The organism is Microbacterium elymi, from assembly GCF_021582895.2.
In the GTDB taxonomy this organism is placed as follows: domain Bacteria; phylum Actinomycetota; class Actinomycetes; order Actinomycetales; family Microbacteriaceae; genus Microbacterium; species Microbacterium humicola.
Genome location: NZ_CP091139.2, coordinates 403,753 through 417,757, shown reverse-complemented (window position 1 = coordinate 417,757; position 14,005 = coordinate 403,753). Strand labels below are relative to the sequence as shown.

Below are 14,005 nucleotides of genomic sequence, written 5' to 3'. Positions count from 1 at the left end.
ATGCGGTGCTCATCCGCATCGACCCCGCCAGCGACGCGGCTCTGTTCGATCAGGTCGCCGCGTCCGTGCGCGCAGAGATCGCCGCCGGCCGGCTGCGCGCCGGCGACCGGCTCCCCGCCGCGCGCGAGGTCGCGGCATCCCTCCGGGTCAACGTGCACACGGTGCTGCGCGCCTACCAGCTGCTGCGCGACGAGGGGCTGGTCGACATCCGGCGCGGGCGCGGCGTGCTGGTCACCGATGCCGCCGCGCCGCTGGCCGAACTCGCCGACGACATCCGCGCCCTCGTGGTCCGGGGCGTCGCCCTCGGACTGTCGCCGACCACCCTTGCCGCCCTCGTGAAGGAGACCCGCCTATGACCCCCGAGATCCGCCGCGCCCGCCGTGCCTTCATCTGGGTGGGGGTGGTGCTGCCCGCGGTGATCACGGTGCTGTCCACCCTGGTGGTCCTGATCTGGCTGCCCAGCTGCCCGACCCGGCGGCCACGCACTGGTCGGGCGGAGCGGCGCCGGACGGCTTCGGCCCGGCATGGACGTACCCGGCGATCGGATTCGGCGTTCCGGCGGTCGCCATCGTGCTGATCGCGGTGCTGGTGCTCCTCTCGCACCGGATTCCGCCCCGCTCCCCGGACGGGCCGCAGTGGTCGCCGACCGCGCGCTTCCTCGGCGCCCTGAGCCTGGGCCTGTCCGGCATGATGTCGGTGACCACGCTGGTGAGCGTCGGCGTGCAGCGCGGGCTCGCCGATGCCGCCGACGCGCCCGACATCACGCCGTGGGTCTTCGCCGGACTCGGTCTCATGCTCGCCCTCGGTGTGCTCGGCTGGTTCCTGCAGCCCGCCGTCCCCGCGGGCCCGGCGGGCGCGGACACGGATGCCGCACCCCTGCCGCTGGCCGGAGACGAGCGGGCCGTGTGGTACGGGAGCGTGGCGATGGCCCGCAGCGGGCAGATCGTCCTCGGCATCGCCCTCGTCCTGATGCTGATCGGCACGGCCGCCGTCGTGGCCATCGGCGATCCGCGCGCGATGTGGATCATGATCGGCACGACGCTCCTGCTGATCGTGGCCGCCGCGGCCGGCGTGGCGTTCCGGGTGCGCGTGTCGGCGGAGGGGCTTGCGCGTGCGCTCGGTCCTCGGCTGGCCGACCACCCGCATCCGGCTGGAGAGCATCGAGAAGGCCGAGGTCGTCACCGTCTCGCCGTTCGCCGAGTTCGGCGGATGGGGCTGGCGGATCGCCGTCGACGGGCGCCGGGGCATCGTGCTGCGCACCGGCCAGGCGCTGCAGGTGGTCCACGGCGGGGGCCGGGTGTTCGTGGTCACCGTCGACGATGCCGCCACCGCCGCTGGGCTGCTGAACGCGCTGCGCGAGCGAGCGGCATCCGCCCCCGGCCGCCCGCAGCCGCCGATGGGGTGACAGACACCGCTGGTTCGGGAGAGGATCGGAGCATGGCTCTGCATCTGAACACCGTGCTGGAACCGCACGGACCGGCGACCGCGATCGAACTGACCGACGAGCAGGTCGAGGAGCTCGGCGGCGGCCGGCGTGCCGCCGTGCGGGTCACCATCGGCGGGCGCACGGCCCTGCTCCGACTCGGCGTGATGGGCGGGCACAACCTGATCGGCATGTCGAAGGCCGCGCGGGCCGAGCTCGGCGTCGAGATCGGCCAGACGGTGGATGCGGTCATCGAACTGGACACCGCGGACCGCGTCGTCGAGGTGCCCGACGACCTCGCCGCGGCGCTGGATGCCGACCCCGCGCTGCGCGCCGGCTTCGATGCCCTGGCCTTCACCCACCGCAAGGAGCACGTGCGCTCGGTCGTCGAGGCCAAGCAGCAGGCCACCCGCGAGCGCCGCATCGCCGCGGTGGTCGAGAAGGTGCGCGCCAGCCTGGGGTGACCTGCACCGCCTCGCTAGACTCGACCTCGGACCGACGATGCTCCGAGATTGCACCTCCCATCATGCAAGGAGTCCCTGTGGCACTTATCGAGGCTGTGAACGCGCGCGAGATCCTGGATTCGCGCGGAAACCCGACCGTCGAGGTGGAGGTGCTGCTGGACGACGGCATCGTCCAGCGCGCGGCCGTCCCGTCCGGCGCCTCCACCGGCGCGTTCGAGGCGTACGAGCTGCGTGACGGCGACAAGGGCCGGTACGGCGGCAAGGGCGTGCGCAAGGCCGTCGCCGCGGTGATCGACGAGCTCGGCCCCGCGGTGGAGGGCACCGAGGCCAGCGAGCAGCGCATCGTCGATGAGATCCTCATCTCGACCGACGGCACCGAGAACAAGTCGCGCACCGGCGCCAACGCCATCCTCGGCGTGAGCCTGGCCGTGGCCAAGGCCGCCGCCGACAGTGCCGATCTGCCGCTGTTCCGCTACCTGGGCGGCCCGAACGCGCACGTGCTGCCCGGTGCCGCTGTTCAACGTCATCAACGGCGGCGCGCACGCCGACAACGGCATCGACATGCAGGAGTTCTTCCTCGCCCCGATCGGCGCCGCCGACTTCTCCGAGGCGCTGCGCTGGGGCACCGAAACCTACCACGTCCTGAAGGGCGAGCTGAAGGCGGCCGGGTTCGCCACCGGCCTCGGCGACGAGGGCGGCTTCGCCCCCGACCTGCCCAACAACCGCGAGGGCCTCGACTTCCTGATCACGGCCATCGAGAAGGCCGGCTTCACGCCCGGGCGAGATATCGCGCTGGGGCTGGATGCCGCGGCCACCGAGTTCTACGACAACGGGGTGTACCGCCTCGACCAGAAGGACTGGACCGGCCCGGAGCTGATCGACTACTACGCCGATCTGGTGGACGCCTACCCGATCGTCACGATCGAGGACGCCCTGGCCGAGGACGCGTGGGACGACTGGAAGCTGCTCACCGACCGGCTCGGCGGGAAGACGCAAGCTGGTCGGCGACGACCTGTTCGTCACCAACCCCGAGCGCCTGGCGAAGGGCATCGGCCTGGGGGTGGCCAACTCACTGCTGGTGAAGGTGAACCAGATCGGCACGCTCTCCGAGACCCTTGATGCCGTCGACCTGGCCCATCGCTCCGGATACACGGCGATGTTCTCGCACCGGTCCGGCGAGACCGAGGACACCACCATCGCCGATCTCGTGGTCGCCGTCAACGCGGGTCAGATCAAGTCCGGCGCGCCCGCCCGCAGCGAGCGTGTGGCGAAATACAATCAGCTTCTGCGCATCGAGGAAGAGCTGGGCGATGCGGCGGAGTTCATCGGCCGCGCAACCTTCCCGCGCTTCACCAGCTGACGGCGACGCGAACGAGAGGGGGAGTCGTGGCCAAGAGACCCGCCCCCCTCTCCTCTGCTTCCCGCCCGGCGCCGGCACGGGAAGAGACGGCCGCCGCACGGCGCCGCGTCGACGTGCGCGGCTGGATGGCGGGATCCCGCCTGTCCGGCTTCACCGTGATCATGCTCGGACTGGTGGTGCTCGCCGTATTCGTGCTCGTGCCGACGATCAGCACCGCGGTCGGCCAGCGCCAGCAGATCGCCGCCCTGCGCGAGTCGGTCCAGCTCACCAAGGACGAGGTCGCCGACCTGCAGCGCCAGCGTGAGCGGTACAAGGACCCGGCCTACATCACCGCGCAGGCGCGGGAGCGGCTGTACTACGTCAAGCCGGGCGAGGTGGTCTACCTCGTCGACGACGATCTGCCCACCTCCGACATCCCACGCGAGAAGGCGCCGGTCAGCGACGCCGTCGAAGCGACCGACACCGATTGGATGTCGCAGCTGGTGCGCTCGGTCGCGCAGGCCGGATTGGCGCGGACCGCCGTCGGGCCGCAGGACTCGCACTGAGGCGGCATCCCCATCAGCGCCGTCTCCATCAGCGCCGTCCCGATCAGCGCCGTCCCGATCAGCGCCGTCCCGATCAGCGCCGTCCCGATCAGCGCCGTCCCAGCGGGCGCCGATAGCCTGGGAGACGTGACGACCCCGCCCTTCGCCGCCGTGACCGACACCGATCTCGCCGTGCTCCGCGCTCAGCTCGGTCGTCCCGCGCGCGGCGTGGTCGGGGTGGCGGCCCGGTGCGTGTGCGGCAACCCCACGGTGGTGGCCACCGCGCCGCGACTGCCGGACGGGACTCCGTTCCCGACGTTCTACTACCTCACCCACCCGGCCGCCACGGCCGCGATGTCGCGACTGGAGGCCGAGCACAAGATGCCCGAGCTGGCCGAACTGCTCGCCGACGACGAGGTCGCCGACGCCTACCGCCTGGCGCACGCCGCGTACCTGGCGGATCGCGCCGCGTACGGCGAGGTGCCCGAGATCGACGGCGTGTCGGCCGGCGGCATGCCCACCCGGGTCAAGTGCCTGCACGCGCTGGCCGGTCACGCTCTCGCGGCCGGACCGGGTGTCAACCCGATCGGGGATGCGGCGCTGGCCCGCTCCGGCTGGTCGCCCGAGCGCTGCGCCTGCGCGCAAGCCGGGGCCTCTGCTGTCGTCCGCAGCGGGCCGTGCGGGGGACCGAGGGTGAAACGTCTGCTGATCGTCGTGCTGGCGGGCGCGTTCGTCGTGTTCGCGGGCACCGCCGCGGCCGTCCCGGCCCCGGAGCCGAGCGAGACACCAGAGCCCACGATCCGCTCGCAGGAGTACTGGCTGACCGACTACGGCATCGAGCGCGCGTGGAAGACCACGCGCGGGGCGGGGAGCGGATCGCCATCATCGACACCGGTGTCGGGCATGGCCCGCAACTCGACCCGGCCGTCGTGGACGGCACCGATGTCTCGGGTGCGGGCAGCGCCGACGGACGCACCGCCGTGGGCGCGGTGGATCCGAACCACGGCAGCTGGGTGGCCTCGCTGGCGGCCGCGCGTGACGACGGCGATGAGGACGCGATGATCGGCGTCGCGCCCGAGGCGGATCTGCTGTCGATCTCGGTCGGCTTCGGCGCGAGCTCACAGGTCCCGTTCGCCGAACAGGTCGCCAAGGCGATGCGGTGGGCGGTCGATCACGGGGCCGACGTCATCAACCTGTCGTTCACCACCAACACCCTGGACTGGGATCGCAGCTGGGACGACGCGTTCGAGTACGCGTTCGACCACGATGTGGTCGTCGTCGTGGCCGCCGGCAACCGCGGCAACGGGACGACGCGGGTGGGCGCCCCCGCCACGATCCCGGGAGTGCTCACCGTCGCCGGCGTGGACCCGTCCGGCCACGCCAGTGTCGAGGCATCCACTCAGGGCATCACGATCGGCGTGTCCGCGGCCAGCGAGGGCCTGCTCGGCGTGTCGGCGGACGGGCAGCTGGTGACGTGGAAGGGCACCAGCGGGGCCGCGCCCATCGTCGCCGGGGTCGTCGCGCTCGTGCGCGCCGCGCATCCGGGCCTGGATGCCGCGAACGTGATCGAGCGGATCATCAAGACCGCGAGCCGCCCGCCGGGGGTGACGAGCCTGCCCAGCCCGCTCTACGGATTCGGGCTGGTGGATGCCGCGGCCGCGGTCGCCGCCAGCGTCCCCCAGGTGGCGGAGAACCCGATGGGCGACCTCAAGGACTGGATCCGGGTGTACCGCCGCGCCCCCGTCGCCGACCAGCCGCAAGCCCAGCGAGACGCCGGTCGCGGTCACTCCGCTTCCGCGTGCGGATGCGGTCACGCGCGCCGTCTCACCGCTGGTGCCCAGCCGGGAACGGGTTCTGTACGGAAGCGTCCCGCTGATCGCGCTGACGCTGCCCGCTATACTTGTAGCGCTCGGCGTCACCGCAGCTGCCCGACGCATCCGTTCGGCGCGCGCCACTCGCACGCCCCGCCGCTGATCCTCTAGGAGTTCTCCACACCGTGAACACCGCCGTGACCTCTGTCCCCCGGATCCTCATCGTCGGCGGGGGGTACGCCGGCTTCTACACCGCCTGGAAGCTCGAGAAGCACCTCCGCAAGGGCGAGGCAGAGGTCACGATGGTCGACCCGCTGCCGTATCTGACGTACCAGCCGTTCCTGCCCGAGGTGGCCGCCGGCTCGATCGAGCCACGCGAGGCCGTCGTCGCCCACCGCCGCCACCTGGAGCACACCACGGTGATCACGGCCTCGGTGACCGGAATCGACCACGCGAGCAAGACCGCCACCATCACCGGGCCGGACGGCCAGACCTGGGAGCACGCGTACGACCAGATCGTCGTCACCGCCGGTGCGGTCTCACGCACCTTCCCGATCCCGGGCATCGCCGACAACGCGATCGGCCTGAAGTCGATCGAAGAGGCCGTCTACGTGCGCGACCGGCTGATGTCGAACTTCGACCGTGCCGCCGCGATGCCGGCCGGCCCCGAGCGCGATCGACTGCTGACGGTCATCGTCGTGGGCGGCGGATTCGCCGGCATCGAGGCGTTCGGCGAGCTTGCGCTCGCTGGCCTCCGGTCTGCTCGAGTACTACCCGCAGCTCTCCTTCGACGACACCCACTTCCACCTGATCGAGGCGATGGGCCGGATCATGCCCGAGGTGTCGCTGAAGACCAGCGAGTGGGTGCTGAAGGACCTCGCCAAGCGCGGCGCATACGTGCACCTGGACACCCAGGTGACCAGCGCGATCGACGGCAACGTCGAGCTGTCCACCGGCGAGACTCTGCCGTCGGACCTCATCGTGTGGACGGCCGGCGTGATGGCCAACCCCGTCGTCGTGCGCGGCGGCGACCTGCCGGTCGAGGAGCGCGGGCGCATCCGCACCCGCGCCGACCTGCGCGTGGGCACGCCCGAGGAGGCAGTCGAGGGCGCCTGGGCCGCCGGCGACGTGGCCGCTGTGCCCGACCTCAGCGGAGGCGGAGTAGGCGGGTACTGCGTGCCCAACGCGCAGCATGCCGTGCGGCAGGCCAAGCTCATGGCCAAGAACATCGTCGCGGTGCTGCGCGGCGAGGTTCCGAAGGAGTACTTCCACAAGAACCTCGGCGCAGTCGCCGGCCTCGGGCTGTACGACGGCGTCTTCCAGTCCGGCAACTTCGCCCTGAAGGGGTTCGTCGCCTGGGTCGCGCACCGCGGCTACCACGGTCTGGCCATGCCGACCTGGGAGCGCAAGTGGCGGGTCCTGTGGGGCTGGTGGAACAACCTGTGGCTCGGTCGAGACCTCGTGAGCCTGCAGGCGCTGCAGACCCCGCGCGCCGGATTCGAGAAGTTCGCGGCCCGTCCGCGTCCGCCGCAGCCGGCCGAGGCCGCACCGGCGAAGGACTCCGCTCCGAAGAAGGACGCTGCGCCGAAGAAGGATGCCGCCGCCAAGAAGGCCTCGGCTTCGGCCTGAGCGCTCCGCGCTCCAGACCCCCGTGCCGGTGACCGGTGCGGGGGTCTCGTGCATTCGGCGTGCGCCGGAGCGCGCTGCGTGCCCGGTAGCCTGAGCACGCGCCCCCGTAGCCCAATCGGCAGAGGCAGGCGACTTAAAATCGCCGCAGTCTGGGTTCGAGTCCCAGCGGGGGCACTTCTGCAACCGTTTCTTCCGGTGTGCCCGGCCAGCGCTGTCGAGAGCGCTGGGTCTTAGCGGGATGTCACCCATCCGATTCCGCCATCGCTTCGAAGCAGTCATTGTGGGCCGAATTCGGCACACAGAAGTCGATCAGAAGGAGTCTGACGATGAAGATGAAGAAGGCCGCTATTCTGCTCGTGCCGGCGCTGGGCTTGGGGAGTGCGCTCTTGGCGGCGGCCCCGGCCATGGCTGCCGATTCGGACAGTTGGTCGTATCAGGCCGAACTGGGCGAGATGAACAACAGCAATGCGACCGGAACGGTGATGATCACCGGAACCGGGGACAAGGCGACCGTGACGATGAAGGTCAGTGGCCTCGCCGAGACGTTCGACGGCGATCCGTATCCGCACGTTCAGCACATCCACATCGGTGGGCAGGGGACGTGTCCCGCGCCCTCGGCTGACAAGAACGGCGACGACGTCGTCGATACGGTCGAGGGACAGCCGGCTTACGGGATGATCGGAACGACGCTGTCGACCAGCGGCGCCACCGACAAGTCGGCGGCCACGGACCTGAAGGTCGCGGGCCAGGGTGACAGCTACACCTACGACCGCACCTTCACGATGAATGCCGACACGGTCGCCGCGCTCCAGGCGGGGACCGCCGTTGTGGTCGTCCACGGCCTCGATCCGAGCACGCTGAGCGAGAAGGCACAGGGTGAGAAGAGCAACCTCGTTCCCACGCTTCCACTGGCGGCGACCTCGCCTGCACTGTGTGGTGCCCTGCAGGACACCCAGATGGGCGCCATGCCCAAGGGTGGCGCACAGACCGGCGGTGGAGGAACATCTGCCGGGGCGAACCTCGGCCTGGTGGGTATCGGAGGCGGACTGCTGCTGGCAGCGGGGGAGCCTTCTACGTGCGGCGCAGGATGATCCGGGAACAGTGACGTGCGTCTGATCCCCGACGATCGCCGCCGTGGCCGCCTTGTGGCGGCCACGGTGGCGATTCTGCTCGCGGCAGGAGGCACCGTCGTGATCGGGGCGGGGATCTGGGGAAACCCGCCCCCGCCGCGCCCTTCGGCGATTGCGGAGTCTCCGGCACACCAGCCGACACCCTCGGTGACGCCCACGGCGGCGCCGGCTCCCGTTCCGGCACCGATCACGGGTCCCATCCTGGCCAAGTCGCACCCGACACGCCTCACGATTCCGGCGATCGGCGTCGACTCCTCCTTGATGACCCTCGGCCAGAACCAGGACGGCAGCGTGCAGGTCCCGCCGCTGGGAACATCGCAGCCCGCCGGGTGGTACAAGGGGTCACCGACGCCCGGTGAGCTGGGCCCGGCAGTCATCCTCGGGCACGTTGATGCACCGAGCGGGCGATCCGTGTTCTATCGGCTCGGCGACATCCGTCGCGGCGACCACATCTCCGTCACGCGAGCGGACGGAACCGTGGCCGTCTTCACCGCCCAGCGGGTCTCCGAATATCCCAAGGATGCCTTCCCCACGCTGCAGGTCTACGGGAACACCGATCGCGCCGAACTGCGACTGATCACGTGCGGTGGCGACTTCAACCACAGCATCGGCCACTACGTGGACAACATCGTCGTCTATGCCCGACTGACATCCAGTCATATCGCGTGATCTTGGCATCCATTCTGCGGAAGGCTCCGAATCTCTGACTGAGCGGCATCCGTCGCAGAAATTGGAGAGAACCATGCGCACGTCACCCAACCGTCTGATCGCCGTGATCTTCGGTGCCGTCTACCTGCTCGTCGGGCTTCTGGGTTTCGCTGTCACCGGCGGAGTCGGGTTCCTGGCCACCAAGGGCGGGATGCTGCTGGGCATCTTCATGGTGAACCCGCTGCACAACGTGGCCCATCTGCTGATCGGCGCGGCGCTCGTCATCTTCGGCCTCGTCTCGGTGAAGGCCGCCAAAGTGACCAACACCGTGATCGGCGCGGCGTACCTGCTGCTGGGGATCGTCGGGTTCTTCCTGGTCGGCACGGCGGCCAACATCCTCGCGCTGAACACGTTCGACCACTTCCTGCATCTGGCGAGCGCGATCCTGCTGCTGGCAGTCGGGCTCGGAGCCGAACGCGACAGCGGCCGCCCGGTGGTCGCCTGAACGCATGCGGGCATTTTCATCCACGTGGCCGGCGCTCTTCGCCTGGGGCGCCGGCCTTGTCCACATCGCTCTCGGAGCCTCGATCGTCGCGGGCAGTGCTCCCGCGCCGGCGATCGTCGTCGTGGTACTGCTTCTGCTCCTGGGAGCAGGGGAGCTGGTGTGGGGCGCGGCGAGCCTTCGTGCGGGGCGCATCGTCGTGCCCCGGACGAAGGTGGCCGGTGCGGTCGGAGGCATCGCGCTGGCGGCCGCCGCGCTCGCCGTCGGCTGCGCGCCCGTCGCCGTCGCGGCAGCTCTCGTGCTCGCAACGGCCGCGGCGTGCGTCTCCGCACGGAGGAAGGACCCGGCACCGGGACGCTCCAGGTCATGGACCACGACGGTCGGCACGGTTGCCGGTGCCATCCTCGTGGCGGCGCTGGTGACTCCCGCGCTGTCTACGGCTGACACCGCGGCGCACAGCGGTCAGCTTCCTGCCGGATCCCACGATCCGCACGCCGGCCACTGAATCTGTCATCTCGCGGAGGACGGCGACTTCCGGAGGTGCATCAGCGCTCTCAGGCGGTCGGGATCGTAAGGATCGGCTTGCGTCGTAGGCTCTCCGGTGGGCGATCCGCCGGCGCGCTCCACGGTGACGGCGATGACGTCGCCGGGTTGCATGCCATCGTTCAGGAGGGCCGAGGTGGTGGTGCCGGTGGCGTCGAACGTGCCGGCGGGGATCGGGGCCTCATCGCGGATGTACCAGAGTTCGAACGTCTTGCCGTCGGTGAGCTTGCGGCAGCTCGCCGGTGACCAGAACCGCCTCTCCGGCCGACGCTGACCAGTGCAGGGTGGCTGGACCGCCGCCATCGACATCGGCGGTCGCCTGCTGCGCGTCGGGAGCGGCCTCGATGCGGTTCAGCGCGACCACGGCCGCCGGCTGATTCGCCTGTTGCGAAACGATCACGGTCGCGGTGCCGATGCCGGCCAGAAGGACGAGGGATGCCGCGAGTGCGAACCACCTGCGGCGACGTCCCCGCCGCCGGTGTCCCGGCGCGGCTCGCACCGTGCTGGTCACTGCGACCGCCGGTGACGGGGCTCGTCGGCTCGTCCTCTGCGATCCCCTGCGGTACGTCGTCGATGCGGGCGAGGATGACCTCCCGCAGCGCGGGGGAGGTGCGACCTCATCGCCGACCTCGGCGAGCCCCGCGGCGGCCTCGGCGTCTTCATCCGCCTGTGCGGCCCACTCCGGGTGCTCGGCCAGGGCCGCGCGATAAGCGCGCAAGTCGTCGGCGCTCAACGCGCCGAGAGCGGCGCCGGCCGAGAGCTTGCGCGAACTCTTCTTCGGTCACCGTGTCACCCCCATCTCCACTCGAAGTCGTGTCAATCCATCTCGCATGCGGGTCTTCACCGTTCCCAGCGGAGATCCCGTCAGGGCCGCGATCTCGCTCTGCGAATATCCCCCGTAGTACGCCAGCGTGATCGCCTCGCGCTGGTTGTCCGGCAGCTGCCCGCAGCGCACTCGCCACGCGCTGCGACTCGATCCGCAGCTCGACCTGCTCGGCGACCCCGGCGGGCGCCGAGGCGAGGTCGCGGAACCCCGCCCGGATGTCGCGGTCGCTGCTGGCTTGCGACGAGCGCACCCGGTCGATCGCCCTGCGGTGAGCGATGGTGAGCAGCCACGACCGCCCGTGCCCCTTGTTCGGAGCGAACCGTCCTGCGGATTGCCAGACCTCCAGGAACACCTCCTGGAGCACCTCTTCGCTCTGAGCGCGGTCGACGAGCACCCGCAGGATGAGCCCGAAGACGCGTGCGGAGAGCATGTCGTACAGTTCGGCGAAGGCGGCGCGGTCACCGTCAGCCGCGCGGCGGATGAGGTTCCCGGCGACGTCGACGGGCTCGGCGCCGTCTTCCGGCAAGTCCATTCCGTCGATCACCATATCCACCAGCATGCCGCACGCCCTCCCGCAGCCGTGCACCGGCTACCCGAAGGTGAACGAATAGACGTCCACGCCCGCCGGCACCTGCACCTCGAGCGTCGCGTCAGATCGGTCACCTGCGGTCACGACGGCGTATGAGCGCGGCACGCCCGAGACGTCGACATCCCGCCAGGATCCGCCGTCCTGCCGCACCTTCACCGTCCCGGTGCCGCCGAGCACCATCCGCACGGTGCCTGCGTGGTACCGCAACCGCATGCGACCGGTTCCCTCCGTCGGGGTCGCGGATTGCGATCCGATGGTCCAGCTCCCGTCGAGCGCGAACGTGTCGGCAGGCTGCGTGCCGGGCAGGTGGAACGTCGAGGCGCCGTCCGGATAGGCGGAACCGGCGAAGTTGCGCTGCTGGAGAACCCGAGGAACGTCTCTGGCGTGGTGGATCCTGCTTTCGGAGTCAGGTCGGCGACCTCCGTGGGTGCAGGAAGCGTCACTGCGGGGTTCGCGTCGGTCAGGCATGCCCGGATCATCTGCTCGGTCTGCGCGTAGTCGCCTTCGCCGAAGCCGATGTGCCGAACAGCCCCGGTCGCATCGATCAGGTAGTCCGCCGGCCAGTACCGGTTGCGGTAGTTGGTCCACGTCGCGAGGTTGTCGTCGAGGGCGACGGGGTAGGTGATGCCGAAGCCCTTCGCCCCGGCGGCGACGTTGCCGGCATCCTTCTCGAACGCGTACTCCGGCGAGTGCACGCCGATTACCTCCAGTCCCAGGTCCCGGTACGCCTCGTCCCAGGCGACGACGTGCGGGATGCTGCGCTGGCAGTTGATGCACGCGTACGCCCAGAAGTCGACGAGCACGACCTTCCCGCGCTCGTCGGCGAGGTCGACGGTTGCCCCGTCCGGGGTGTTCAGCCACCCCGTGATCCCCTTCAATGATGGGGCGGTGCCACACGATTGCAGATGGTCGGCGTTCGCGGTGCACTTGGAGAGGTCCTTGTTCTCATCGTTCACCAACCCGCCCAGCTCGAGCGCGCGCTGCGCACCGGGGTTGTCGGTGAGCGATCGCTGCAGTTGGGCGGTGTAGTCGGGCACCAGCCGCTCGAGCGACTGTGGCAGGTTGAACGCCAACCCGGCGGCGAGCGCGATCATTGCGATGCCGGCGGCGATGCGCAAGCCCGTGCTCGTGCGAGCGGAACGCGCGGATGCGTTCGGTGAGCCCCCGTCCGGCGAGGGCGAACACGAGAAGCGGCACCGCAACGCCGACGGCGAAGGATGCGGTGAGCAGCACGGTGCCCCAGCCGATGCGGCCGGTGGACCCGGCGACGATGATCGCCGCGAGTACGGGACCCGCGCACGGCACGAACACTGCACCGAGCGCGAGGCCGACGCCGTAGCCCCGGCCGGTGTTCGCGACATCCTTGCGCCGCGCGAGGCGCTGGAATGGTCGTTCGATGAGCTGCTCGACCCGCGGAACGATCAGGCCCACGCCGATCACGACGAGCACTCCGATCCCCACCCAGCGGATGACGTCCTGCGGCAGGTGCAGCAGCCCGAGGATCAGCGAACCGGCGAGCGTCACAAGCGTGAAGCTCGTGACCAGGCCCAGGATGACGAAGTACGGGCGTGACCGCGGTGCCGGCGCCGGGTCGTCCTCGAACCGTGCCGATTGGGCGCCGCCGGTCAGGAAGATGACCGGCAGCACGGGCAGGATGCACGGCGAGATCCCGGTGATCAGGCCCCCGAGCAGTCCGATGATGATCAGTTCCATCTGCGCTCCTTCGTCTGGCGCTTGTTCGGCGCCGACGCCCGGACGGTTTGCCCCGTGCCCGTTCCAATCCGTTCGGCGACCGGCCGCGAACAGGTGAAGGATGCCGGAGCACTGCTCTGGGCAGGCACTCGAGGAGGACGAGATGTTCCGTAAGAAGATGTACCTGGCCGTTCCGCTGGTGATCGGCGCGGCCGTGGCGCTCAGCGGCTGCGCGATGAACTCAGGAAGCGACACGCCGAGCGCAGACCAGCCATCGGCCTCGCAGCCGGCCGCGTCCCAGCCCTCGGCGATGGACCCCGCAGCCGATCTCGTCGGACCCGGGTGCGCCGGCTACGCGTCGAAGGTGCCCGACGGCGCCGGGTCGATCCAGGGGATGTCGCAGGATCCCGTCGCGGTCGCGGCATCCAACAATCCGCTGCTGACGACCCTCGTCGCAGCGGTCAGCGGCAAGCTGAACCCGAAGGTGAATCTCGTCGACACACTCAACGGCTCCGAGTTCACCGTGTTCGCGCCTGTCGACGACGCGTTCGCGAAGATCCCCGCCGCAACCATCGACAGCCTGAAGACCGATGACGCCACGCTGACGAAGATCCTCACCTACCATGTGGTGCCCGGCCAGATCCCGCCGTCGAGCATCGACGGCTCACACAAGACCGTCGAGGGTCAGGACGTCACCGTGACCGGCAGTGGCGACGACATGATGGTCGGCGACGCGAAGGTCATCTGCGGGGGCGTGCATACCGCGAACGCCACCGTCTACCTGATCGATTCGGTGCTGATGCCTCCCGCGAAGTAACGCCGGGCCCGGAAGGGCTATGCGGCACTGAGTCGGTGGCCCGCTCG

Annotated in this window: 14 protein-coding genes, 1 tRNA gene and 5 pseudogenes; 14 read left to right on the top strand and 6 right to left on the bottom strand. The window is 70.1% G+C overall.

Annotated elements, in window-relative coordinates:
• Window positions 1-5 precede the first annotated feature (5 nt).
• From L2X98_RS02335 to L2X98_RS02275, 13 genes and pseudogenes are all read left to right on the top strand, one after another.
• Window positions 6-356 carry a GntR family transcriptional regulator gene (locus L2X98_RS02335; RefSeq protein WP_259612199.1) on the top strand — a complete coding sequence of 117 codons (351 nt, stop codon included), beginning with the start codon at window positions 6-8 and terminating at the stop codon, window positions 354-356.
• Window positions 353-577, top strand: a complete 225-nt coding sequence (locus L2X98_RS02330) for a hypothetical protein (RefSeq protein ID WP_259612198.1) — start codon at window positions 353-355, stop codon at window positions 575-577. The genes L2X98_RS02335 and L2X98_RS02330 overlap by 4 nt, the downstream gene beginning before the upstream one ends.
• Window positions 571-1,887 (top strand): YdeI/OmpD-associated family protein, encoded by a 1,317-nt coding sequence (locus tag L2X98_RS02325; RefSeq protein WP_259612197.1) that lies wholly within the window; start codon window positions 571-573, stop codon window positions 1,885-1,887. The genes L2X98_RS02330 and L2X98_RS02325 overlap by 7 nt, the downstream gene beginning before the upstream one ends.
• Before the next feature lie 77 nt (window positions 1,888-1,964).
• Window positions 1,965-3,247 (top strand): annotated as a pseudogene (gene eno / locus L2X98_RS02320) (phosphopyruvate hydratase).
• A 26-nt stretch (window positions 3,248-3,273) separates the two neighbouring features.
• Entirely contained in the window at window positions 3,274-3,792 is a 519-nt protein-coding gene (locus tag L2X98_RS02315) for an FtsB family cell division protein (protein WP_259612196.1), read from the top strand.
• A 126-nt stretch (window positions 3,793-3,918) separates the two neighbouring features.
• A pseudogene (locus L2X98_RS02310) lies at window positions 3,919-4,425 on the top strand (DUF501 domain-containing protein); the annotation flags it as partial.
• Window positions 4,426-4,700: 275 nt separating this feature from the next.
• A complete protein-coding gene (locus L2X98_RS02305; RefSeq protein ID WP_354002890.1) occupies window positions 4,701-5,753 on the top strand; it encodes a S8 family peptidase in 1,053 nt (350 codons plus the stop codon).
• A 26-nt stretch (window positions 5,754-5,779) separates the two neighbouring features.
• Window positions 5,780-7,211, top strand: a pseudogene (locus L2X98_RS02300) (NAD(P)/FAD-dependent oxidoreductase).
• Between the two features lie 100 nt (window positions 7,212-7,311).
• Window positions 7,312-7,385, top strand: a tRNA-Leu gene (locus L2X98_RS02295).
• A 152-nt stretch (window positions 7,386-7,537) separates the two neighbouring features.
• Window positions 7,538-8,302 (top strand): hypothetical protein, encoded by a 765-nt coding sequence (locus L2X98_RS02290; RefSeq protein ID WP_259612195.1) that lies wholly within the window; start codon window positions 7,538-7,540, stop codon window positions 8,300-8,302.
• 66 nt (window positions 8,303-8,368) lie between these two features.
• Complete coding sequence (locus tag L2X98_RS02285; RefSeq protein WP_259612194.1) at window positions 8,369-9,010, top strand: class F sortase; 642 nt, start codon at window positions 8,369-8,371, stop codon at window positions 9,008-9,010.
• A 73-nt stretch (window positions 9,011-9,083) separates the two neighbouring features.
• A complete protein-coding gene (locus L2X98_RS02280; protein ID WP_259612193.1) occupies window positions 9,084-9,494 on the top strand; it encodes a DUF4383 domain-containing protein in 411 nt (136 codons plus the stop codon).
• A 4-nt stretch (window positions 9,495-9,498) separates the two neighbouring features.
• A complete protein-coding gene (locus L2X98_RS02275; RefSeq protein WP_259612192.1) occupies window positions 9,499-9,996 on the top strand; it encodes a hypothetical protein in 498 nt (165 codons plus the stop codon).
• A 5-nt stretch (window positions 9,997-10,001) separates the two neighbouring features.
• Here L2X98_RS02275 and L2X98_RS19800 read toward each other — a convergent pair whose 3' ends face one another.
• The 6 genes and pseudogenes from L2X98_RS19800 to L2X98_RS02250 form a co-directional block, all read right to left on the bottom strand.
• The gene (locus L2X98_RS19800; RefSeq protein WP_354002981.1) at window positions 10,002-10,208 is read right to left on the bottom strand and encodes a hypothetical protein; all 207 of its coding nucleotides are present in this window, start codon (window positions 10,206-10,208) and stop codon (window positions 10,002-10,004) included.
• 7 nt (window positions 10,209-10,215) lie between these two features.
• Complete coding sequence (locus L2X98_RS19795; RefSeq protein WP_354003094.1) at window positions 10,216-10,545, bottom strand: hypothetical protein; 330 nt, start codon at window positions 10,543-10,545, stop codon at window positions 10,216-10,218.
• A gap of 270 nt (window positions 10,546-10,815) precedes the next feature.
• A pseudogene (gene sigK, locus L2X98_RS02265) lies at window positions 10,816-11,419 on the bottom strand (ECF RNA polymerase sigma factor SigK).
• Between the two features lie 30 nt (window positions 11,420-11,449).
• Window positions 11,450-11,917, bottom strand: coding sequence for a hypothetical protein (locus tag L2X98_RS02260; protein WP_259613158.1), 468 nt, complete (start codon window positions 11,915-11,917; stop codon window positions 11,450-11,452).
• A gap of 95 nt (window positions 11,918-12,012) precedes the next feature.
• Window positions 12,013-12,405, bottom strand: a pseudogene (locus L2X98_RS19790) (redoxin family protein); the annotation flags it as partial.
• The gene (locus L2X98_RS02250) at window positions 12,395-13,162 is read right to left on the bottom strand and encodes a cytochrome c biogenesis CcdA family protein (RefSeq protein WP_259612190.1); all 768 of its coding nucleotides are present in this window, start codon (window positions 13,160-13,162) and stop codon (window positions 12,395-12,397) included. The gene L2X98_RS02250 and the pseudogene L2X98_RS19790, both read right to left, overlap by 11 nt.
• A 142-nt stretch (window positions 13,163-13,304) precedes the next feature.
• On the opposite strand from L2X98_RS02250, the gene L2X98_RS02245 reads away from it, so the two are divergent.
• Window positions 13,305-13,958 (top strand): fasciclin domain-containing protein, encoded by a 654-nt coding sequence (locus L2X98_RS02245; protein ID WP_259612189.1) that lies wholly within the window; start codon window positions 13,305-13,307, stop codon window positions 13,956-13,958.
• Window positions 13,959-14,005 lie beyond the last annotated feature (47 nt).

Bases quoted from the DNA above. Each gene is read 5' to 3' on its own strand.
- L2X98_RS02290 (WP_259612195.1), top strand. From the start codon at position 7,538: ATGAAGATGAAGAAGGCCGCTATTCTGCTCGTGCCGGCGCTGGGCTTG.
- L2X98_RS02275 (WP_259612192.1), top strand. From the start codon at position 9,499: ATGCGGGCATTTTCATCCACGTGGCCGGCGCTCTTCGCCTGGGGCGCC.
- L2X98_RS02245 (WP_259612189.1), top strand. From the start codon at position 13,305: ATGTTCCGTAAGAAGATGTACCTGGCCGTTCCGCTGGTGATCGGCGCG.
- L2X98_RS02330 (WP_259612198.1), top strand. From the start codon at position 353: ATGACCCCCGAGATCCGCCGCGCCCGCCGTGCCTTCATCTGGGTGGGG.
- L2X98_RS02260 (WP_259613158.1), bottom strand. From the start codon at position 11,917: ATGCCTGACCGACGCGAACCCCGCAGTGACGCTTCCTGCACCCACGGA.
- L2X98_RS02280 (WP_259612193.1), top strand. From the start codon at position 9,084: ATGCGCACGTCACCCAACCGTCTGATCGCCGTGATCTTCGGTGCCGTC.
- L2X98_RS02250 (WP_259612190.1), bottom strand. From the start codon at position 13,162: ATGGAACTGATCATCATCGGACTGCTCGGGGGCCTGATCACCGGGATC.